Origin of the sequence: Actinocrinis sp., from assembly GCF_035938995.1 — a bacterium.
GTDB lineage: Bacteria > Actinomycetota > Actinomycetes > Streptomycetales > Catenulisporaceae > DASZGI01.
Window position 1 is genome coordinate 1 of record NZ_DASZGI010000260.1, and the last position, 22490, is coordinate 22490.

Annotated in this window: 18 protein-coding genes and 1 pseudogene; 5 read left to right on the forward strand and 14 right to left on the reverse strand. The window is 68.4% G+C overall.

Translation table 11 applies throughout. The features are described 5' to 3' along the window. The coding region (locus tag VGZ32_RS18195) for a phosphoadenosine phosphosulfate reductase family protein (protein WP_326887266.1) at positions 1–240 on the reverse strand (240 nt) is incomplete at its 3' end. Between the two features lie 695 nt (positions 241–935). Between VGZ32_RS18195 and VGZ32_RS18200 the strand changes: the two genes are divergently transcribed. Both VGZ32_RS18200 and VGZ32_RS18205 read left to right on the forward strand, forming a co-directional pair. Further along, the gene (locus VGZ32_RS18200) at positions 936–2177 is read left to right on the forward strand and encodes an NAD-dependent epimerase/dehydratase family protein (RefSeq protein ID WP_326887267.1); all 1242 of its coding nucleotides are present in this window, start codon (positions 936–938) and stop codon (positions 2175–2177) included. A 93-nt stretch (positions 2178–2270) separates the two neighbouring features. Beyond that, on the forward strand, positions 2271–3692 hold the full coding sequence (locus VGZ32_RS18205) for a hypothetical protein (protein ID WP_326887268.1): 1422 nt from the start codon (positions 2271–2273) through the stop codon (positions 3690–3692). A 19-nt stretch (positions 3693–3711) separates the two neighbouring features. On the opposite strand, the gene VGZ32_RS18210 is transcribed toward VGZ32_RS18205, so the two are convergent. After that, complete coding sequence (locus tag VGZ32_RS18210; RefSeq protein WP_326887269.1) at positions 3712–4638, reverse strand: hypothetical protein; 927 nt, start codon at positions 4636–4638, stop codon at positions 3712–3714. Between the two features lie 189 nt (positions 4639–4827). After that, on the reverse strand, positions 4828–5700 hold the full coding sequence (ligD, locus tag VGZ32_RS18215; protein ID WP_326887270.1) for a non-homologous end-joining DNA ligase: 873 nt from the start codon (positions 5698–5700) through the stop codon (positions 4828–4830). A 57-nt stretch (positions 5701–5757) separates the two neighbouring features. On the opposite strand from ligD, the gene VGZ32_RS18220 reads away from it, so the two are divergent. Next, complete coding sequence (locus VGZ32_RS18220; RefSeq protein WP_326887271.1) at positions 5758–6765, forward strand: Ku protein; 1008 nt, start codon at positions 5758–5760, stop codon at positions 6763–6765. 6 nt (positions 6766–6771) lie between these two features. Here the strand turns inward: VGZ32_RS18220 and VGZ32_RS18225 are convergent, their stop codons facing one another. From VGZ32_RS18225 to VGZ32_RS18250, 6 genes are all read right to left on the reverse strand, one after another. Then, positions 6772–7743: a thaumatin family protein gene (locus VGZ32_RS18225; RefSeq protein ID WP_326887272.1), complete on the reverse strand. Its 972-nt coding sequence runs from the start codon at positions 7741–7743 to the stop codon at positions 6772–6774. 123 nt (positions 7744–7866) lie between these two features. Next, on the reverse strand, positions 7867–8424 hold the full coding sequence (locus VGZ32_RS18230) for an isochorismatase family cysteine hydrolase (protein WP_326887273.1): 558 nt from the start codon (positions 8422–8424) through the stop codon (positions 7867–7869). Next, positions 8400–10073, reverse strand: coding sequence for an MFS transporter (locus tag VGZ32_RS18235; RefSeq protein ID WP_349263646.1), 1674 nt, complete (start codon positions 10071–10073; stop codon positions 8400–8402). The genes VGZ32_RS18230 and VGZ32_RS18235 overlap by 25 nt, the downstream gene beginning before the upstream one ends. A gap of 59 nt (positions 10074–10132) precedes the next feature. Beyond that, the gene (locus VGZ32_RS18240) at positions 10133–10597 is read right to left on the reverse strand and encodes a MarR family winged helix-turn-helix transcriptional regulator (protein WP_326887275.1); all 465 of its coding nucleotides are present in this window, start codon (positions 10595–10597) and stop codon (positions 10133–10135) included. A 101-nt stretch (positions 10598–10698) separates the two neighbouring features. After that, complete coding sequence (locus VGZ32_RS18245) at positions 10699–12171, reverse strand: NAD(P)/FAD-dependent oxidoreductase (RefSeq protein ID WP_326887276.1); 1473 nt, start codon at positions 12169–12171, stop codon at positions 10699–10701. 88 nt (positions 12172–12259) lie between these two features. Next, positions 12260–13606: a cytochrome P450 gene (locus VGZ32_RS18250; protein ID WP_326887277.1), complete on the reverse strand. Its 1347-nt coding sequence runs from the start codon at positions 13604–13606 to the stop codon at positions 12260–12262. Between the two features lie 241 nt (positions 13607–13847). Here VGZ32_RS18250 and VGZ32_RS18255 point away from each other — a divergent pair, with 241 nt between their 5' ends. Both VGZ32_RS18255 and VGZ32_RS18260 read left to right on the forward strand, forming a co-directional pair. Further along, entirely contained in the window at positions 13848–14384 is a 537-nt protein-coding gene (locus VGZ32_RS18255) for a TetR/AcrR family transcriptional regulator (protein ID WP_349263647.1), read from the forward strand. An 887-nt stretch (positions 14385–15271) separates the two neighbouring features. Next, the gene (locus VGZ32_RS18260) at positions 15272–17737 is read left to right on the forward strand and encodes a glycoside hydrolase family 3 N-terminal domain-containing protein (protein WP_326887279.1); all 2466 of its coding nucleotides are present in this window, start codon (positions 15272–15274) and stop codon (positions 17735–17737) included. A 131-nt stretch (positions 17738–17868) separates the two neighbouring features. Here VGZ32_RS18260 and VGZ32_RS18265 read toward each other — a convergent pair whose 3' ends face one another. From VGZ32_RS18265 to VGZ32_RS28755, 5 genes and pseudogenes are all read right to left on the reverse strand, one after another. Continuing rightward, complete coding sequence (locus VGZ32_RS18265; RefSeq protein WP_326887280.1) at positions 17869–19923, reverse strand: glycosyl hydrolase family 28-related protein; 2055 nt, start codon at positions 19921–19923, stop codon at positions 17869–17871. 302 nt (positions 19924–20225) lie between these two features. Further along, complete coding sequence (locus tag VGZ32_RS18270) at positions 20226–20984, reverse strand: ABC transporter permease (RefSeq protein WP_326887281.1); 759 nt, start codon at positions 20982–20984, stop codon at positions 20226–20228. 8 nt (positions 20985–20992) lie between these two features. Further along, complete coding sequence (locus tag VGZ32_RS18275) at positions 20993–21976, reverse strand: ABC transporter ATP-binding protein (protein WP_326887282.1); 984 nt, start codon at positions 21974–21976, stop codon at positions 20993–20995. Between the two features lie 83 nt (positions 21977–22059). Then, complete coding sequence (locus tag VGZ32_RS18280; RefSeq protein ID WP_326887283.1) at positions 22060–22338, reverse strand: hypothetical protein; 279 nt, start codon at positions 22336–22338, stop codon at positions 22060–22062. Positions 22339–22347: 9 nt separating this feature from the next. Beyond that, positions 22348–22490, reverse strand: a pseudogene (locus tag VGZ32_RS28755) (SPFH domain-containing protein); the annotation flags it as partial.

The following is a 22490-nucleotide window of genomic DNA, read 5'->3' on the forward strand; positions in this document are numbered from 1 at the left end:
GGTATCCACATGCAACAACCCGAACGGCACCGGCGCCGGCCAGAACGCCTTCACCGCCAGATGCAGCATCACAATCGAATCCTTACCCCCGCTGAACAACAACACCGGACGCTCGAACTCCGCCACCGACTCCCGAAAGATATGAACAGCTTCGGACTCGAGCAGATCGAGATGTGACGCGGTGAGCGGCAAAGGGCGCGGCAAAGCCTCAATACGGTCACTCAACTTGGACTCCTTCATCGCCCGTGGGGAGCCGCGTGGGTATACGTGGACACGCCGTGGGAGTGGCACTTGCGCGGGTGAGAAGAAAAATACGGCGACTTCGCCGCATGACGCCTGGGGCCGGGTGGGTCCCGACACTGCGATTTAAGTGGTACTGCGGGCAGGGCTGACCCGTCAAACACCCAGCTGCTCTTTTGCATTATCTTTACCGATTTGAAGATCCACATAATGCCTATTTGATCTTGGTGTAAGCACTCTACCTGCGGCAAACTAGTAAAGGATGTTAACTCTGAATATCAGGACCTCAACATCGGGCCCTCTTGGAAAGGCGACTCCACCTGCGATTACATGTTCTATGGAGCCCGTTCGACATACTCTGTTAACATGGTGGGTACGCCAAATCTGGTTAACCCGGCCACCCCTGCGGGACTGTAGGGTTAACCCTCTCCCCCCGACATCCCGGACGTAGGGATAACCCTCCCGGTGAGGGGCTTCCAGGCGCTTGACAGGGCGTCTGGTGGGGCTCAAGATGCAACGCAGTGCGATGAATCGCAGCGGGGGGACCGCTACCAAGAGGCACTGCCGAGCTGCTGTCCTCGGCGTGCCTCTGTATTGCCGCACGTTTTTAAAAGCGCGAAGCCGCCTCACCGTGGAGGCGCTATGCGCGTGTCCACGGTTCCATTCCGCGAAAACTCACGCGTGGGGTGTATGGAATGCATGTCCTGGTTCTCGGCGGCGACGGATTCTGCGGTTGGCCGACTGCCCTTTATCTCTCCGACCGCGGCAACGACGTCACGATCATCGACAATCTGAGCCGGCGCGCGATCGACATCGAACTCGAAGTCGAGTCGCTCACCCCGATCCGGCCGCTCAGCGAGCGGCTGCGGGTGTGGAAGGAGACCTCCGGCCGGCAGATCGAGTTCATCAACCTCGATCTGGCCACCGAGTACGACCGGCTCGTCGACGTGCTGACCCGGCTGCGCCCGGACGCCATCGTGCACTTCGCCGAACAGCGCGCGGCGCCGTACTCGATGCGCACACCCCGGACCAAGCGGTACACGATCGACAACAACGCCCGGTCGACCCACAACCTGCTGGCCGCGATGGTGGCCACCGGAACCGACGCAGCCCTCGTGCACCTCGGCACGATGGGCGTCTACGGGTACGGATGGTCCGGGTCCGCTCCGATCCCCGAGGGCTACCTCACCGTCAAGGTGCCCACTCCCGACGGCGACCTGGAGCGGGAGATCCTGCATCCGGCGAATCCGGGCTCTGTCTACCACCTGACCAAGACGATCGACCAGCTGATGTTCGCCTTCTACGCGGCGAACGACCAGCTGCGGATCACCGACTTGCACCAGGGGATCGTCTGGGGGACTCAGACCCCGCAGACCATCCGGGACGAGCGGCTGGTCAACCGCTTCGACTACGACGGCGACTACGGCACCGTGCTCAACCGCTTCCTCATGCAGGCGGCCATCGGCCACCCGCTCACCGTGCACGGCACCGGCGGCCAGACCCGCGCCTTCATCCACATCAGGGACACCGTGCGGTGCGTCGAGATCGCACTGCTCAACCCGCCCGCGGCCGGATCGAAGCCGATGGTCTTCAACCAGGTCACCGAGACCTATCGGGTACGCGACCTGGCCAAGCTGGTCAGCAACCTGACCGGGGTTCCGGTGGCGAACCTGCCGAATCCGCGGCGCGAGGACGAGGAGAACGACCTGGTCGTGCGCAACGACCGGTTCCTCGCCCTGGGCCTGGAGCCGACCACGCTGTCCGAGGGCCTGCTCGACGAGTGCACCCACGTCGCGGCGCGGTATCGCGACCGGGTCGACCTCGGCAAGATCGTCTGCCGCTCGGTGTGGCGGGCCGGCATGGCGACCGCCGAGGACCTGCTCACCGAGTTGCCCGACGAGTCGCGCCCGGTAGCCGAGCCTGCCGCCGCGAACTGACCCGCCCGCCGGACTACCCGCGACCCCTGCCGCGACGGACCGGAGCGCCGCCGGTCCGCCGCGGCACGACGACCGTGCTCAGGAGAGATCAGGATGGCCAGGAACGTCCGCGAGCGCGGCATGAACGCCGCGCTCGCCAGCGGAGAGGCCGGGGTCGGCGAGATCAAGCCGGCCAAGGCGCCGATGAAGCTGCGTCAACTGCTCGCGGCCCTGTTGGTCGCGGTGCTCGGGGCGGGCCTCGGCCTGTTCTCCTATCGGGCGCTCGCCTCGACACCGCCGAGCTTCACCGGCGAGGTCACCCCCGCGAACACGTACTACCTCGACTTCGCCGCCACCGGCCTGGTCGAGACGCTTGCCGTGCGGCCCGGCGACCGGGTCAAGGCGGGTCAGATCCTCGCGACGCAGGACAACGCGGTCGCGGCCGCGAACCTGGCCGCTTCGCAGGCGACCGTCGCGGCGGATGAGGCGATCATCGCGGAAGATCAGGCGCCGCAGACGAGCGCGACCGCGGCCGCGCAGAATCAGTTGGACGTCTCAAAGGCGCAGACCGCGGTCCAGAGCGCGCAGGGAGCGCTCGACCTCGCCCGCACCGACGGCCAGAACCTGGTCAACGGCCAGCAGGGCGTGATCGCGGACGACCAGAAGACCCTCAGCGACGACACCGCGAGCTACGCCCAGTACTGCTCCCCCGGCGCCACTCAATCCCCGCCGGCGAATCCCGGCCCGGGTTCGAGTCCGACGCCGACCCCGTCAACCTCGACGTCGCCGCCCGTGAGCCAGGTGGAGCTCTGCCGCAACCTCGCCTCGCAGGTCGACCGGGACAGCACCGAACTGGCCCGGGCGCAGGCCGACCTGCAATCGGCCGAGTCCGCCAACCAGGCGCAACAGCAGCAGGACGACAGCAACCTGACCGCCAGCCAGTCGGTGCTCGCCTCGGCTCAGGCGGTGGTCGCCAGCCAGGGCGCCGCGCTGACTCCGGCCGTCATCGCCCAGGCGCAGTCCCAGCTGGCCCAGGCCAAGGCCCAGGTCGCGGCAGACCAGGTAACGCTGCGGCAGACCACGATCACCGCTCCGGTGGACGGCATCGTCGCGGAGACCGCCGGCAGCGTAGGCGACATCGCCGGGGCCGACGGAGTCCACAACTACGCCGGACCGGCCGGACAGGCGGGCACCGAGGCGAACCAGCAGTCGAACATCCAGCTTTTCTCGACGAACGGCTCCCCCAGCGGCGGGTCCAACCAGGCGGGCGCCTACTCAGCCCTGGTCACCATGTACTCCGGCGGTCTGAACGTCACGGCTCAGCTTCCCGAGTCCACCATGGCGGGGGTGCACGTCGGCCAGAACGCGACGCTCGCGATCGCCGCGGCCGGAGTGTCCGTGCCGGGGCGGATAAGCGAGATCGTCATGGTCCCGGCCACGGTGGCGGGCTCGACGTACTACGACGTGACGATCTCGATGTCGACGAAGTCCCCGGGAGTCATGGCGGGCATGTCTGTCACGGTCTCGCTGTCCTGAGGCATCCTGGCCTGAAACATCACAGGCCGCTGAGAGCGTCGAGAGCGATCTGCGGATACGGCCCGGAGCACTTGGGACAGAAGGCGGACGCCGCCGGATCGTTCAGCCAGTAGCCGTCGACATGCGCGCGCACCGCCTTCGCGGCCTGATCCATCGCGTCGGCGGTGACTGCGGTCCCGGACGGATTCGTGCTGATCCCCGCGACCACCTTGACCGCGGGGTTGGCCTTGCGCGCCTGGTCGGCCGCCGCGTCGACGAACGAGGCGAACTGGCTGACGTTCGACTCGGCAGCCTGGGCCTGGATGTCGATGACGTCGGCGGAAGCCGCGATCTGTCCGGCCAGGCCCAGATCGAGGAAGGACTGGTAGCGCCGGCCGCCGCCGCTCGGCACCGCCGGACTCAGCACACTGATCAGGTCGACCGCGGGCGTGGCGATGAACTGGAGATGGTGCTGGTGCGCCAACTGCCCGGCGAGCTGGTCGTAGTGCGCCGGATCCTGCTGCTCGGCGGTCGGTGTCTGAGTCCAGTTCTCGTTGTCGTAGAGGACCGCTTTGATCCGCGGATCGAGCGTGCCGCCGTCCAGGGCGGACTGTAGGGCGCTGTAGCTGGTGAAGCTGGCGGTCGGCGTGCTGGTCCAGCCCGCGGGGATGGACCACTGCTTGGCGGCGACCACGACGTAGGCATTCGGAGTGTCGAAGTACTGCTTCAGCGTCCCTGATGTGTCCGTGGACTGTAAGCGCGTCAGGGTGCTGCCGCCGATGATCCAGACCGTGCCCGAGGCGGACCCACCCGTGGCAGCCGACGATCTCGAAGCCGGGGTGGACTGCGCCGGACCGGACGACGCCGAGTTGGACTGTGCCGGGTTCGACCCCGAGTTGCCCGAGCATCCCGCCGTCCATGCGAGCGCGAGCACGCTCGCTAACACCTGCCGTCCGCTGATCTTCATTCAGGCAAGTTCCATGTCTGAGAGCCGGTGTCATGCCGACCGCTACCCTACCCACGCTTAGATAAGCACCGCGTATGGCAGGACATGAAATTGCCCCGAGGCTATGGCTTCAGCGGCGGGTACTGCGGATCGAGCAGGCCACGGGACGTTGCGTCGATCGTGTTGGGATTTCGCTACAGAGATTCTTTGCTACAGGGCGGCGGCGAGGTCCGGATCGAGCAGATCGGCCAACAGGTCGCCTCGCTCTTCGACGCGGGCCAGCACCTGATTCGGCGTGAAGGCCAGCTGCGCGGGCCGGGTGCACGCTTCGACCTCGTCCCAGCTGACCGGCGTCGAGACGGTCGCGGTGGCTCGGGCGCGCAGGGAGTACGGCGCCACGGTGGTCTTGGCGGTGGCGTTCTGGGACCAGTCCACGAAGACCTTGCCGGGCCGCTCGGCCTTGGCCATCGTGGCGGTCACCAGGTCGGGCAGGGCCGTGACCAGCGCGCGGGCCAGAGATTTGGCGTAGGCGACGGCCCGGTCGGCGGGGGCGCGGTCCAGCGGCGCGTACAAGTGCAGCCCTTTGGAGCCCGAGGTCTTGACCACCCCGGTCAGCCCGTCGCGGGCGAGGACGGCGCGGGCCGCCAGCGCGACCTTCGCGCAGTGCACGATCGTCGTGCCGGGCCCCGGGTCCAGGTCGATCACCAGCCGGTCGTGCACCGCGGGCTCCGGAGCGGTCCACTGCGGCACGTGCACCTCGAGGCAGGCGAGGTTGGCCAGCGCGACGAGACTGGCCAGGTCGTCCACGGTGACCCGCTCCTTCTCGCCCGAGTGGCTTGGCACTTCGGCGCGGGCAACCCACGACGGGGTACCCGGGGGCGGGTTCTTCACGTAGAAGCTCTCGCGACCGACGCCGTCGGGGAACCGCAGGAAGGAGGCGGGGCGGCGGCGCACGTGCGGCAGCATCGCGGGGGCGACGCGGGCGTAGTAGTGCAGCGCCTCGCCCTTGGTCCATCCGTCCGGCCAAAGTGGCTTGTCGAGATGGGTCAGAGTGATCCGGCGCCCGTCCACTGTCGTTCCCACGCCCGCGGGCATACTCTGAAAATCCCCGCATATGAATCAGCTCATGCGAGGTGACTGATGCGCAGTTCGTGGAAGGGCGCTATTTCGTTCGGCCTGGTGACGGTCCCGGTCGCGATCGCACCTGCGGTCGAGGAGCACACCATCGCGATGCACCAAGTCCACGCCGAGGATGGCGGGCGGGTGCGGATGAAACGTGTGTGCGAGCTCGAGGACCGCGAGGTCCCGTACGGGGAGATCGCAAAGGGGTACGAGACCGACGACGATCGCACGGTCGTGCTGACCAACGAGGATCTGGCCGCGCTGCCGCTGCCGACCAAGAGGGTCATCGACGTGCTGGCCTTCGTGGACGAGAGCCAGATCGACCCGGTGTACTTCGCCAAGCCGTACTACGTCGCGCCGGATAAGACGGGCGCGAAGCAATACGCACTGCTGCGCGACGCGATGGCGGAGAGCGGCCGAGTCGCGGTCACCAAGATCACCCTGTCCACCCGGGAATCCCCCGCGGTGCTGCGCATCCACGACGACGTGCTGGTCCTGCAGCTGATGGTGTGGCCGGACGAGGTGCGCTCGGCGGCCGGCATAGCCCCGCAGGACGCGTCGGTGCGCCCGCAGGAGTTGGCGATGGCCAAGTCGCTGATCGAGACGCTCTCCGCGGACTTCCCGGACCTGGCCGAGGACCTGCACGACGACTACCAGGCCGCGCTCCAGGCATTGGTCGAGGCGAAGCTGGAGGGCGTCGAGCCACCGCACGAGGCACCGCACCGCAAGGCCGCGGACAACGTCATCGACCTCATGGCGGTGCTGGAGCGAAGCGTCCAGGCGGCGCAGGGCAATCGGTCCCGGTCCCGCAAGGCGGAGGCGCCGGGCAAGGGTGCTGAAGAGGCCCCGGCGGAGGCACGCAAGACCCCGGCGAAGAAGACGGCGCCCCGAGCCGCGTCGAAAGCCACCGCCGAGAGCGCCCCGGCGAAGAAGACGGCCGCGAAGAAGGCTGTCACGAAAACGACCGCAGCGAAGAAGGCTGTTGCGAAAAGCACGACCGCGAAGACGGCGAAGCGCCCGGCGTGAACCGGGCTATGGGCTCAGGCCGAACGTGATGCGGTAGTCGCATTCGCCGGAGCAGGTGAAGGTGCTGGTCGCGTCGTCGTCGACGTAGGAGTACGCGAACGGCTCGGCGCTCTTGAACACCGCCGCGTAGTCGACCGGCCACTTCGTCGGATCGCAGGCCGAGCGCGGCGCCCACGCGCCGCGGCAGCAGTACTGGTCGGTGCCGAGCACACCGCAGGCCGACTCGCAGCCGACCACGCTTCCACCTGCGTGGATCTGGAGCGCGGAGGGACAGTTCACCGGCCTGGTGCAGCCTGCCGCGGAGCACCCGGTGGAGCTGATCGGATCCTTGGTCGCGCCCTTGGTGATGTTGATGTACATCGGCAGGTTCGAGCCGTCGACCATGCTCACGTCGTAGAAGTCGAGGTTGTCCCAGGAGTTGAGGTTGAACTCGGCGAGCGTGGCCGGGATGGCGCCGTACTGGGTGCACTGGAAGCGGCCCGCGCAGTCTCCGGTCTGGCAAACTCCGGTGCCTGAGGCGTTGAACGAGCAGCCGGTGCGGCCCCAGAAGCGGCCGTTCCACTTGTCCGGGACGACGATCGTCAGGCTCTGCCCGGCGGGCAGCACCCAGCCGGTGGTGCCGAGCGCGGGCTGCGGCGTCTGCTCGCCCGCGCCGACCCAGATCGTTTGCTGGACAGCATTGACAAACGTCACCGCGCGGAAGCCAGCTGGCGCCGTCACTGCCTTAGGCGGCGCGGACGTAGCTGAGGGGGACGCACCGCCCGCACCGTTGCTCGCGCTCGCGGTGGGGCTGCCGGTCGCAGACGGGGTCGCGCTCGGCGATGCCGCACTCGACGCCGGAGCGGCCCGCAGCGTGCCGGGTGGAGCGACGCTGAGTGTCCCGGCAACTGGCGCCGAGCCTTTGTCGCCTCCGGGCAGGCCAAAGACCACGATGAACGCGGCAGCGAGCAGCGCAACCAGCACGATCCCACCCGCCATCAGCGGGCGTCGCGCGGATCGGCGCCTCCTGTGGGCCATCCGAGTCCTTTCAACCGAACCGGGTGGAGCGCACAGGAGACGCCGGAACCGCGCGGGGATTACAGAAATCCACGAAGGACGCGGTCAGTCCGTGAGCGTCTTGCCCCACGCGTCGACGCTCGTCACTTCGGCCTGTCGGGGGAACACCTTCTCGGTGAGCACCCGGTGCACCTCGGGGTCGCCGTCGAGGCAGCCGTCCTCCAGCACGGTCAGGCCGAAGTCCAAGTCGGCCGCTTGGCGCAGGGTGGACAGCACGACACCGCTGGTCGCGATGCCGGTCAGTACCAGGTGGTCGACCTCCATCGCCCGCAGCACCAGATCCAGGTCGCTGCCCGCGAAGGCACTCACCCGCTTTTTGGTGACCACCACATCGCCCGCGCGGGGCTCGATGTCCGGGTGGATCCGGGCGGCCGGGTCGCCCTCGGCGAACGCGCCGCGTTCCTTGATCCCGCCGAAGGCCTTATTGCGCAGGCTGACTTCGGGATAGCCGGTGCGGAAGCCGATCACGACGTAGATCACCGGCACCCCGCTCGCGCGGGCGGCCTCTACTGCGTAGCGCAGCTTCCGCGTGTACTCGGGATCGGGAAAGCGCTCCACGATGCCCTGCTGAACATCCATCACGAGGAGGGCGCTTTTTGCCATTCCTGATGTCCTTCCGTCGACCCGGACGGCTTATCCGATCCGGCTGTGTGGTGTCGGCCGCGCAGTACGGAAGCGAGGGCGGCGACCAGGGCCATGCCTGTGGCAACGCCGAAGACGGTGACCAGTCCGTGGTGGAACGGGCCGGAGACCAGCTCTGGGAAGAACCGCATCCCGGTCAGCACGCTGACGTTATGCGCAGGCAGAGTACTGAGGACGCCGCTCGGGCCGAGCAGATGGCTGATCGGGTTGTCGCCGAGGAAGGTGGCGAACAGGGTGCTGACCGGCGGCAGCCCGGCGACCTGGCTCGCCGTGCCGGCGGGCACCCCCTGCGCCTGAAGCCCGCTCGACAGCGCGTGCGGCAGCGAACCGGCCAGGCCGGCGATCATCAGCGAGAAGCACAAGCCGATCGACAGGGCGGTTCCCGAGTTCTGGAACGTCGAGCGCATGCCGGAAGCCACCCCGCGCTGCTCGGGCGGCACGCTGCCCATGATCGACGAGGTGTTCGGCGCGGAGAACATCCCCTGGCCCAGGCCGCTGAGAAGCAACAGCGCGGCGAACGTGGGGTAGGAGAAGTCGACCGGCACGGCAAGCAGCCCGACGAACGCCCCGGCCACCAGGATCAGCCCTGTGGTGGAGAACAACCGCGCGCCGAAGCGGTCGGACAGATAGCCGGACACCGGGCCACCGAGCAGGAAGCCGACGGTCAGCGGCAGCATGAAGATTCCGGCCCACAGCGGGGTGCGCTGGAAGTCGTAACCGTGCAGGGGCAGCCAGATCCCCTGAAGCCAGATGATCAGGGTGAACTGCATGCCGCCGCGGGCGATCGCGGTCAGCAGCGCCGCCAGGTTGCCGGCGGCGAAGGCGCGCACCCGGAACAAGCCCAGCCGGAACATCGGCTCCGCGGTCCGGGTCTCCGCGACGCAGAACGCCACGAGCAGGCCCACGCCGCCGCCGAGGCCGCCCAGCACCCACGGACTCGTCCAGCCGGTGGAGTGGCCGCCGTAGGGCTGGATGCCGTACGTGATCGCGGCCAGGACCGCGCCGGCCCCCGCGGTGAACGTGATGTTGCCGATCCAGTCGATGCGGCCGGGCCGGCGCGCGCCGATCTCCCGCAGGCTGTGGTACGACCAGATGGTGCCGAAGACCCCGATCGGCACGCTGACCCAGAACACCGCGCGCCAGTCGATCGCCGCCAGCAGACCCCCGGCGAGCAGCCCGAGGAACTGTCCGGCCAGCGCGGTGATCTGGTTGATGCCCAGCGCCATGCCGCGCTGCGAGGCCGGGAAGGCGTCTGTGAGGATCGCCGCGGAGTTCGCCGTCAGCATCGAGCCGCCGACGGCCTGCACGACGCGGAACCCGATGAGCCACAGCGCGCCGCCCGGGCCCTTCAGCGGATCGAGCGAGAGGGCGAGTGAGGCGCAGGCGAAGATGGCGAAGCCGAGGTTGTACATCCGGACCCGCCCGAACATGTCGCCGAGGCGTCCGAGCGCGACCACGAGCACCGCGGAGACCAGCAGGTAGCCCAGGATGATCCAGAGCAGGAAACCGATGTTCCCGGGGGCGAGCGGATCCAGCCCGATCCCGCGGAAGATCGCCGGCAGCGAGATGATGACGATGGAGCCGTCGACCGCCGCGATGAGGATGCCCATCGTGGTGTTGGAGAGGGCGACCCACTTGTAGCGGTCGCCCCTCGGGGATTCGCTCGGACTCACATCCGCTCCGCTATCCGGTCGAGCAGGGGAAGCGCGGCGAGCAGAGTGCGCCGTTCGGCGGGCGTGAAGTCGGAGTCGAGCACCGCCGTCATGCGGCGCACGAGTTCGGAGCGCCGGTCGGCCAGCACCTTGCGGCCCGCGTCCGTCACGGTCATCACGACCCGGCGGCCGTCCGCGGCGTCGGGCCGGCGGGTGACCAGCCCGCGCTCCTCGAGCGCGGCCAGGGTCGTCGCCATGGCCTGCGGCCGCACCCGCTCCGCCTCGGCGAGCGAGCCCGGCGAGTCAGGGCCCTCCCGCTCCAGCCGCGACAGGACCGACACCTCGGAGAGGGTCACGTCCCCGACCGCCGTCATCTGACGTGCTCTGCGCGAGATGCGCCCGACGACCACGCGCAGCGCACCGGCCAGCTCGGCCACGTCCTGCTGCACGGTCTCCTTCTGCACCGTCTGCTTCGCTGCCACGATAGTAATGCTAGCTTAATCAAGCTGCCGTAACTATCAAGGGGTGCACCCCCGCTGTGGGTGTTACCGGGGGAGGCGCCGCGAGCAGGGCTTTTGCGCCCTCAGCGCCGCGAGAACTTCAGCGCGCCGTCGTCGATCCGCCCGTAGCGGAACTTGACCAGGTCGTGTGCGTAGCTCATGCCGAGTTGCCACGGCGGCCGTGATCCCGACTTCGGGAACTCGTGGACCGACCGCAACACGTAGCCGGCATCGAAGTCGAGCAGCGGCCGCTCGGTGATCGTCGGGTCGTCGTTCACCGGGACGCACTGGGCGTAGCCGTGGGCGTCGAGGTGCTTCAGGAGTCTGACGACGTACTGGCCGACGAGGTCGGCTTTGAGGGTCCAGGAGGCGTTGGTGTAGCCGATCGTGTAGACGAAGTTCGGGACGCCGCTGAGCATCATGCCCTTGTAGGCCATCGTCTCCGGCAGCTTCACCTCGCGGCCGTCCACCACCAGCTCGATACCCCCGAAGACCAGCAGCCGAAGCCCGGTCGCGGTGATGACGACGTCCGCGTCGAGCTCGCCGCCCGACTCCAGGAGCAGGCCGGTCTCGGTGAACCGGGAGATCCGGTCGGTCGCCACCGACGCCCGGCCCCGCCGGATCGCCGCGAAGAAGTCGCCGTCTGGGGCGACGCACAGCCGCTGGTCCCACGGGTTGTAGGACGGCGCGAAATGGGTGTCCACGTCGTAGCCGGGCGGCAGCCGCCTGACGTTCGCCTTGCGGATCATGGACTTGAGCACGTCCGGGCGGCGCCGGCTGAGCCGGTAGATGAGCGTGCCCATCCCCACGTTCTTCCACCGGGTGACCGGGTATGAGGCGCGCCCCCCGAGCACCCGCCGCAGCCAGTTGGCGATCGGGTCCTCGCTGGGCAGCGAGAAGATGTAGGTCGGCGAGCGCTGCAGCATGGTCACGTGCGCGGCCCGCTCGGCGAGCGCGGGGACGAGCGTCACCGCCGTCGCGCCGCTGCCGATCACCACGATCCGCTTGTCGTCGTAGTCGAGGTCGGCCGGCCACTCTTGCGGGTGTATGACCGTCCCGCCGAACTGCTCGATGCCGGGGAAGGGCGGCTTGTGTCCGGCGTCGTAGTGGTAGTAGCCGGAGCAGACGTAAAGGAAGGTACAGGTCAAGCGGACCGGTTCGCCGTCGTGCACCGCCTCCACGGTCCACCGGGCGTCCGCGGTCGACCACGCGGCACGGACCACCCGGTGCCCGAAGCGGATATGCCGGTCGATGCCGGCCTCGGTGGCCGTCTCACGGACGTAGCCGAGGATCGACGGGCCGTCCGCGAACGCCTTCGCCTGCAACCACGGCTTGAACCGGTAGCCGAAGGTCTGCATGTCGGAATCGGAGCGCACTCCGGGATACCGGAACAGGTCCCACGTGCCGCCGATCGCGTCGCGCCCCTCGAGGATCGCATAGCTGCGCTTGGGGAACGCCGACTGGATGTAGTGGGCCGCGCCGATGCCGGACAAGCCCGCGCCGACGATCAGCACGTCGAGATGCTCGAGGTGCTCCAGCTGCGCGCCCTCGCTCATCGCCCCATCCCCTCGATCACTGCTGCCCCTTTAGTCATAACCGCACTCTTAGTCACAACCGCGCCGCTCGCCATGGCTGCTCTCTCCCTCACGACCGGGCTCCAGCGGTGGACGTCTGAGCGGTCGGAGCGGCCGCGGCGTCCCGTCGCCGCACGACCGCGATACCGCCCTTCGCCGGAGCGCTGGCGACGCCCCGCGAGTGCCACCGCTCGTCGGGTTCATCCGTCAGCTCGAGCGTGAAGTCCCGCAAGAGCGTACGCAGGAAGACGTTCATCTCCATCGTCGCAAAGGCGGCCCCGAGGCAGCGTCGAGTGCCGCCGCCGAACGGAATCCACTGGTACAGGTCGGGCTTCGCGCCGACGAAGCGGTGCGGGTCGAAGGCCCGCGCGTTCGGGAAGACGGAGTCGGAGCTGTGGGTCATGGCGATGCTGACCAGCACCGCGCGACCTTTCGGCACCGTCCAGGGCCCGAGCTGGAGGCTCTCGGCCTTCACCTGGCGCCCCACCATGTCGATCACCGGACGAGTCCGCTGCACCTCGAGGAGGGTGGCCTCGCGCAGCGCGCTGCCGCCCGCGTCCGCCTCCGCGACCAGCTCGCGAAGCACCGCCGGGTGGCGTCGCAGCCGCTCGACCGTCCAGGCGAGCGAGGTGGCTGTCGTCTCGTGCCCGGCGGTGAGCAGGGTGAGCAGCTGGTCGGCGATCTCATCCCGGTTCATCCGGGAGCCGTCGTCGTAGCGGCTCTGCAGCATCAGCGCGAGGATGTCGTCGCGTTCGTCCAGCGACCCTTCCCGCTCGGCGCGGTCGATCAGCCGGTCGATGAGCGCGTCGTACTCGCGGCGCATCGCCCGGAACCGGCCCCACGGACTCCACCGGCCGAGGTCCCACGTCGGCACCGGCAGCACGGCGAGCTTCGAGCCGAGCTTGACCGCGGTCGGCAGCTTGGCCCGCAGGAAGTCGAACTCGTCGCCCTCGGCGCCGAAGACCGCGCGCAGGATGACGTTGAGGGTGATGTGCATCGTCGAGGGCATGACGGCGAATGGCCGGCCCTCCGGCCACGACGCCATCTCACGCACCGTCTCCTCCTCGACGATCCGCTCGTACGCGGCGAGCCGGCGGCCGTGGAAGGGCGGTATCAGCAGCTTGCGCTGGCGCCGATGCTCGTCGCCGTAGAGGGCGAACATCGAGCGGGGACCGAGCACCCGCCCGAGGTTGTTGGAATGGTTGTCGGCGACCTCGGGACCGGCCAGGAACAACTGCTTGACCTGAGCGGGATCGCTGATGACCAGGGCGTGCCCGAAGATCGGCACGTTGACGGTGAAGGCGTCGCCGTACCGCTCGCGCATCTGCGGCATCCCGCGCTGCTTATGGGTCAGCGCGTACACGAGCTGCACGAAGCGCGGAGCCGTCGGGCCGGGCGGAAGAGTCACTGTCGTCATTGAAGCAGCACCTTCTCAGCGTGGTACGCGGCCGTACCATTCGTACGGTACGTCGGAGTACCATGGCAGACAAGAGGGTGGGCGAGGGCCGGTGCGGTTTCGTGCGTGAGGGAGAAGCGGCGTGGCGACAGCGACGGGCGCGGAGCAGACGGCGACGGACCCGGCGCGGCGGGGTCGGCCCGCCGACCTGACGGCCGCGGACGACGAGCCCGGCGACTTCCGCCGGCGGCTGCTCGACGGCATGGGTGCTTCGATCGTCGAGGTCGGCTACCGGGCGACCACTGTTGCCGACATCGTGCGGCACGCCCGCACCTCACGGCGCACCTTCTATAAGCACTTCGAAAGCAAGGACGCCTGCTTCATCGCGCTGTTGACGGACGCCAACGCGCACACCGTCCGGCAAGTCACGGCGGCGGTCGATCCTGCGGCGCCCTGGGAGAAGCAGGTGCGGCAGGCGGTGGAGGCGTGGATCGCCTGCGCGGAATCCGAGCCCCCCATCACCCTGAGCTGGATCCGAGACATGCCGTCGCTCGGCGCGGCGGCCCGCAAGCTCCAGCGCGAGATGATGGAAGCCTTCATCGTGATGGTGCAAACCCTCTGCAACACGCCCGAGCTGCGCGCTGTCGGGATCGGTCCGGTCTCCCGGCAGCTCGCGATCATGCTGCTCGGCGGACTGCGCGAACTCGCGGCGACCACCGTCGAAGACGGCGGTCGCATCGGCGACGTGACCGAGGACGCCGTCCGCGCCTCCATCGCCCTCCTCGGTCCCCGAAGCTAAGCAGCGTCGGCCACTTCCGCCAGCAGCACCGAGTGCGCCGTCCGCGCCCCACTGTTCTATCGCCGCGGCTGAACAGCACCTCCGCACGCCCACGCCGGCAACGGACGCGTTGGAGCCTGCGCGGGCTTTCAGAAGCTTCCACCCGAAGGCGGTACGCAACCTGAGACTTTCGGACGGATCGCACGCCGAAGCCTCCCTCGTCACCCCGGACTTAACCGTTTAATCACCTGTGTCGCCCATGCGTTCGGACCCTTTACGAGCGCCCCGGAAGCGTTTACGTTCCCCAGTCGGGCCACCCGTCGGGTCGGGTGGGCCGGGCCACGTGAAGAGGTTCGACGGTGAAGCTTTCACGCCAGACCGAGCGGGCGGCCGCCCGCATGTGCATCAGGCCCGGCTTGCCTGACGGGCGCTTGGGCGCCACGCGCCGAGTGGGCGCCGCGCGAACCCCACACACCGCATATCTCAAGCAAGTCGCGCATTCAAGGCACGTCGGGTATCTCAAACAATTCGATCACTCCGAGCAATTCGCGCATACCAACCGAACCGTGCGCCGGCGAGCCGGTGCCTGGCCGCGACCGTGGCCGCCGGTTCACCGCGCAAAACCACGAGTGGAACGGCGCGAACCCGCAGCGTCCTGCGAACCGCCGTGATCCGGTAGGGCAGCACGCGCAAGATCATGACCCGAATCCGGGGCCCGCCGCACCGTCCGCGCAGACGTCACCGAATCTGGTCACCCCGCCGAAGCGCGTACCGCCGCAAAAGCCACACGCGGCAGCACCGCACTGCACCCGCCGACCCGCAGCTTCGGCCCACACGTACCGCGCCGCCCCAGAACCGCTCATCCGAATTCCGTCCCGGCCCATTTCGTCCCAACACAGGGAGGCCGCATGATCTCCGCTCCTCGTCTCACCCCAATCCGCTCCCGCCGCGGAAGAACCTGGCTCGCCGTCACAACGCTGACCGCCGCAGCCGCGGTCGCGGCGCCCGTGCTGGCGAACACCGGCGCGCGCGCCGCCACGACGCCGGCCTGGCTCGACCACGGCAAGTCGATCTCCTCCCGCGTCGAGGCGCTTCTGGACGCCATGACGCTCCCGGAGAAGGTCGGCCAGATGGACCAGCAGCTGGTCACCACGCTCACCGACACGAACAGCGCCACCTGTGGCGACAACGGCTGGAACATGCCGAACCCCACCTGTATGCAGAAGATCCTCGTCGGTGACGAGGTCGGCTCGATCCTGGCCGGCGGCACGAACAACCCGCCGGACACCACCGGCATGGGCGGCGTCGGCAACACCGGCTACGACTGGGCCAACGAGTACAACATCATCCAGCAGTACGCGATCGCGAACTCGCGGCTGCACCTGCCGGTGCTGTTCGGCGTGGACGCGGTGCACGGCTTCGGCCACCCGTACCAGGCCCCGCTGTTCCCGCAGTCCATCGGTATGGGCGCCACCTGGGATCCGTCACTCGCCTGGGCGGGCGGCCAGGTGACCGCCAACGCCGTGCGGGCGACCGGATGGAACTGGGTCTTCGCGCCCGTGCAGGACCTGGCCCGGGACAACCGCTGGGGCCGCACGTACGAGACCTGGGCCGAGGAGCCGGTCCTGTCGGCCGCGATGGGTGCCGCCGACATCAAGGGCATGCAGGCGCCCGGCCCGGACGGATCGCTGAACGTGTCCGCGACGGTCAAGCACTTCGCCGGGTACTCGGAGTCGATCAACGGCCATGACCGCAACGAGGCTCTGCTCCCGCTCAACTACCTCCAGGACATGATCCTGCCGTCCTACGCGGGCGGCATCAGCGCCGGATCCGACTCGGTCATGGTCGACTCGGGCTCGATCAACGGCGTCCCCGCGACCGGGTCGCACTACCTGCTCACCGACATCCTGCGTAACCAGCTCGGCTTCAAGGGCGTCGTGATCAGCGACTACCAGGACGTGCAGGCGTTGCAGACCACTTACCACGTCGCGGCGGACCCGGCCTCCGCGATCGCCGACGCGGTGAACGCGGGCGTGGACATGGCGATGTACGTCACCAACCCGGCCCAGTGGCAGACCTCGATCCTGCAGGACGTCAGCACCGGCAAGATCTCCATGGACCGTATCGACCAGGCGGTCACCCGCATCCTGACCATGAAGTTCCAGCTGGGCCTGTTCGACCAGCCGTGTGTGGCCGACCCGACCAAGCCGTGCGTCGACGCCAACGCCGCCGACGCCGCGGTGACGTCCGGGCGCACCCAGACGCTCCAGGCCGCGCAGGAGTCGATGACGCTGCTGCAGAACACGAACAACGTGCTGCCGCTGTCGCCGAACGCGAAGATCGTCGTCACCGGCGCGAGCGCCGACTCGATGACCAACCAGCTCGGCGGCTGGAGCGTCAGCTGGCAGGGCGTCTTCGGTGCCGGACACGTCTGCTGCATGGGACCGGCGGACCAGATCCCGCCGGGAACGACGGTGCAGGCGGGCATCACGGCGGCCGACTCGAACGCGGTCTTCGCGCCTGACCAGGCCACCGCGGTCGCGGACGCCGCCTCCGCCAGCGCCATCGTCGTCGCGGTCGGTGAGAAGGCGTACGCCGAAGGGCTCGGCGACAACCCGGCCCCGGCGCTGGCGCCGGACCAGCAGGCCGAGATCTCAGCGCTCGAAGCCACCGGCAAGCCGGTGATCGTGGTCGTGCTCGCCGGACGTCCGCTCGGACTCGGCTCGGCCGAAAAGGCGAACGCCATCCTGATGGCCTACCAGGGCAGCACCGAGGCCGGTACCGCGGTCGCGGACACGATCTTCGGCAAGACCGACCCGAGCGGCAAGCTGTCGGTCAGCTGGCCGTCGGACGCCTCGGCCGTCGGCGGCGACTTCAACGGCGGTGCGCCCTCGCCGCTCGGCGACGAGCCGAAGTTCTTCGACCAGCTGCCGGGCACCGGATCCGGCCCCGGCCACTCGTACAACCCGCTCTACCCGTTCGGGTACGGGCTCTCCTACACCTCCTTCTCGAACAGCGGCCTGACGGTCGCGCCGAGCGTGGACCGGGACGGCAAGGAATCCGTCTGGATGACGGTCAAGAACACCGGCACCATGGCGGGCACCGACATCATCCCCGTCTACGTGGCACAGCCGACCAGCAGCGTCGTCGTGCCGCCGCAACGGCTCGTCAGCTTCGCGCGCGTCACCCTCAACCCGGGCCAGTCCCAGACCGTGAACCTGAGCTTCGCGGTCTCGACCCTCGGTGAGAGCCAGGGCGACATCAACAGCGCCGCCGCGCCGACCGTCCAGCCGGGCAACTACATCCTCCAGATCGACAAGGACGACACCACCCCGTACGACGTCGACGTTTCGGCGCCCTTCACCATCAAGTAGCTCCGAGCGCACCACCGCAATGCGGTAACGCCATAACGCAGTAACGCTGAAAAGCAGTGGGGCCCGACCGTAACCCGGTCGGGCCCCACTCCCCCATTACGCGGCGGACTTCACCGCTTCACGGCTGCACCTCACGACCACGGAGACGGCGGCGGCGGCACCACCACCGGCGGGCGGTCGTTGCAGGTGATCGTGTTCGGCAGCTCCCATGACGCGAGCCACGGGCCCGTCGTGCCGCCGCCGGTGTTGCCGCCGAGGTCGGTCAGTGAGAACTCCGAGCCGGCCGACGTGAAGTGGAACGAGCCGCAGTTGTTGACGCCCACGGCGCCGACGTTGCGCGCGACCACATTCTGGAACGACGCCGATCCGGCCGCGCGGGCGCTGACCACCGACGTCCCGGTACCGTCGACGTGGATGTTCGAGAAGTGCACATTCGAGATCGAATACAGGTCCTTCACCGAGAAGTCGGAGACCAGCATCATCGCGTTGTAGGTGTTGTCCAGGAAGTTGTCCCCGGTCACCTCGATGTCCGCGTTGATGGTGCTCTGGAGCGCGTAGATCCAGATCGCGCCCAGCCCGATCTTCCAGTTCAGCTCGAAGGTTCCGGCGCGCACCGTGTCGTTGCCGGTGATCCACAGGCTTCCGGCGAAGGGCACGGCGTTGAAGCGCGAGCCGACCTGGATCCCGCTGCCCTCCCGCTGCGGGTCGGCGATCAGGTTGTTCGACACCGTGTTGTCGGTGCCGCCGTAGATCGCGATCCCGTTGGCCAGCTCCGGCGACTGCACGGTGTTGTGGTCGAAGGTGTCGTTGGCGTCGGCGGTGATCTCCGACCACATGGCCATGCCGTCGTCACCGGTGTTCCGGATGAAGTTGTCCTCCGCCACCGAGTTGGTCACGCCGGTGTGGAAGTTGATCCCGTCGGCGATCTGGTCGACGATCATGTTGTCCTTGATCGTCAGGTTGTTCATCGGGCCGTCGAGCCAGATCCCGACCTTGGTGTGCTGGATGTAGAGGCCTTCGATGCTCGAGTCGCTCAGCGCGCCGCCGATCCCGTTGACCTGGTCGGTGTCGATGCGCTCGCGCACGTCACCCTCGATGGCGAAGTTGGACAGGTGCACGTTGGCGCTGCCGCCGGCCGAGACGTAATTGCCGTAGAAGCCGACGCCGGTGTGGATCGAGCCGTCCGGGGCGGGGCTGGGCAGGGTGACCTGGTGGCCCTTGAAGATGGTGTACCAGTTGCCGGCGCCCTCGATCGTCACGTTGTCGACGATGATGTGCTGGTTCACCTGATACGTGCCCGGCGGGAAGTAGAGCTTGAGGTGGGTCTTCTCAGCGAAGTTGACCGCCGCTTGGACCGCGTCACCCGAGTCCCGCTGCCCGGTCGGATCGGCGCCGAAGAACAGGGCGTTCAGGGCGAACGGGTCGACCTGCGGCGGGGCGACCTGCTGCGTGTCCAGCACGTCGATCGTGGTGGTCGCGGCGCCCGCCGGGACGCTCAGACGGATCTTGTCCCCGGCCTCGTAGGTGCGGCCGAGGAGCAGGCGCTGCTCGTCGTAGTAATGGGTCGGGCGGAAGGGCGTCGGGAACACCGGAGGCGGCGTCGTCTGGTCCGGGACGCAACTGCACTCGGTGGTCCACCAGTCCGGATGCAGCGGTCCGGCGTTCGGGTCGTTGGTGAACGGATATTCGTTGTAGAGCCACGCGTACTGCGACGTGAGTGTCATCACCTTGTTGTTGTGGCCGTTCACGGTGATGTCCAGCGGCGAGGTGATTCCGCCGCCGTTCGGTGCGTCCGGGATGCTGTAGCGCACGGTGATCGCGTTGGTGGGGCCGGGAACCGTGAACTCGACGTACTGGCCCGGGGTCAGTTGAACCGCCTTGCGACCGGTCGCCTCGGACGGCAGCGTGTAGGCGTCGGTGCTCGGGCCGATCACGGTGCCGTTGGTCGCCGCGTTGAACGCGTTCTGCTCGACGAAGCCGGTGTGCGCGCCGGTGCCCGCGACCAAGGACGGATCGATCGCGGCGCGGGTCACCACCGGGGAGGGCCCACCGTCGGCGAGCGCCGTGCCGCCGTACGCGATGCCGAGTCCGGCGGCGGTCGCGGTGGCGGTGGCGAGCGCGACCGTGGTCCTGAGCGGCCCTCTGCCGGGCCATCGCGCAACAGCTCCTGTGATGCTGCGTGACATCGAATGCTCGTTTCTCTCGAGAGGAGGAACACGTGATGACGCTTGGGGAGGGGAGCAGACGCCACAAGGTCGAGGTGACACTAGGGCCACTCAGCGCAGATCACAAGGTCTCTGCGAGAAAATTTCGCGGAAATGCCATCTGTTTGCGATAGCGTTTTAGATTCTTGCAGAGTACGTCGCACAGCGCAGTCCTCCCGATACACACAGGCAGCGCAGACGACGGCGGACAAAGGAAATGGCCGGGTGCGCCGAGCCCCCGGTAGCTCGGCGCACCTCGGCCAGGTGCGTGCTGTGCGAGCGCCTTAAGCCTTGCTGCCTGTGATAAGACGCTCGCGGTCGAACAGCGCGGAGACCAGCTTCCAGGCGAGGACATCGATCGCCAGCAGCGCAGCGCCGAAAGCGACTGCGAGCCCGACCGTCGGCCGCAGGATGCCGAAGCCCATCAGGGCCGTGACCGCCAGCGGCGGAAGGCTGACGAGGCTGCTGAGCTGTTGGGCCACGCGCACATCGCTGGTACGCGTGGAGACCGCGATGCCCGCCCAGATCGACCATCCGGCCAACAGCGGTGTGAACAGCAGCTGCGCCAGGATGCGCCCGGCTTGGAAGACGTTCGTGGTGACGTTCGGGTGGGCGATCGCGGCGGCCAAGCCGAGGAAGATCCCGTACATGGCGTAGGAGATCGCCAACGTGGGCACGAACGCGGCCAGAGCCTTGCCCAGCAACAGCTCCTCGGCGCGCACAGGCGTGGTGAGTACGGGTTCGAGTGTGCCCTGTTCGCGTTCGCCGACCACCGAGTAGGAGGAGATCACGGCGGGGACGAGCGCGGGGATCAGCGTGAGGTAGAGCAGGGAGATCCCGATCCCGGCGTCGAGCCTGCCCGCCGGGATCGAGGCGGGCAGGTTGAAGATGGTGATCACGGGCGCGACCATGAACAGGATCGGCATGACGGCCATGGTCGAGGCGATGAACTTGTTGCGCCGGTAGTCGCGCACCTCTTTGAGCGCGACGGCCCGGACCCGGGTCGTGCTCAGCCTCGCACCAGGCTGCCTGCGGTGCGTCATCAGGAGGATCATCGGTTCTGCGCCTCCACGTCCGTGTCGATCAGGCGGAGGTACACGTCCTCGAGCGAGTACTGGGACGGGCTGAGCGAGAGCACGTCCGCCCCGGCGGCGACCAGCGCGCGGGCCGCGTCCGGCGCGACGAGGCCCGGATCGGCCACAGCGAGCACGTAGGCGCCGTCGTCGGCCCGGTGCCAGCTCTCGACACCGGCGAGGCCCGCCAGGACCCGCTCGGGGTCGGCCAGCGGCTCACGGGTCCTGATTTCGAGGCGCTTGCTGAACAGTTGCTCGCGTAGTTCGTCGGGCGTGCCGACGAGGCGGAGCGTGGTGTTCATGATGGCGACCCGGTCGCACAGTCGCTCGGCCTCGGCCAGCCGATGGGTGGTCAGGAAGATCGTCACCCCTCGGTTGCGCAGGGCGTCGATGAGGTCGTGAACCGTGCCGGCTGCGACGGGGTCGAGTCCTGAGGTGGGTTCGTCGAGGAAAAGCACCGTGGGGTCGCTCAGCAGCGCCCGGGCCAGTCCTACGCGCTGGCGGAGACCCTTGGACAGCGACCGGCACAGTTCGTCGGCCCTGTCGAGGAGATTCACCGCGCGCAGTGCGCGTTCGATCCGGGCCGGACCGTCCGTCAGTTCGTACAGGCCCGCGAAGTACGAGAGGTTCTCGGCCACGCTCAAGCGCAGATAGAGGCCTGGAGCCTCCGGCATGATCGCGATACGGCGGCGGATCTCCACCCCGTTCTGCGGGATCAGTGGGAGTCCGGCGACCGTCGCGTGACCCGAGGTCGGGGCGATCAGGGTGCCGAGGGTGCGCACGGTGGTGGTCTTGCCGGCGCCGTTGGGTCCGAGGAAGCCGAAGACCTCGCCGTGGTTGACGCTGAAGCTCACGTTCTCGAACGCGGTGCGCGTCCCGAAGCGCTTGGTCAGTCCCTCGACGACGAGGGCGGGAGCCGTGCGGGACGGCGCAGCGGTGGCAGGGTCGGCGGTCAGGTTCACAGTTAAAGTGATATCACTTTAGGCGGAGGGGGTCAACGCTGCCGCGCCGCCGCGCCGCCGGTCGCCGTCACGCGCCAGACGCCCTAAGGCGGCCCGGCGGCCTGGTCCGGCGCATCTGCTGACTCCGCCGCATCTGCATCCGGATCCGGGACAGGCGCGGGTACGGAGCCACTCTTCGGCGGGCGGCCACGCCTCGGCAGCCCACCGACGTTGGGCGGCAGGCGTCCGGCGTCGGCCAGGGCGCGGCGCAGCAGCAGCTCGATCTGAGCGGTCGTGCTGCGCAGTTCATCGCTGGCCCACCGGGTCAACGCGTCGTAGACCGCTGGATCGAGCCGTAACAGGACGCCTTTACGCTCAGCCACGCCAGCCGCTTACTGGTAGAGCGTGCCGGTGTTGATGACCGGCTGGGTCGCGCTCTCGCTGCACAGCACCACCATGAGGTTGCTGACCATCGCGGCCTTGCGCTCTTCGTCCAGGTCCACGAGGCCGTCCTCGACGAGCTGCGCGAGGGCCA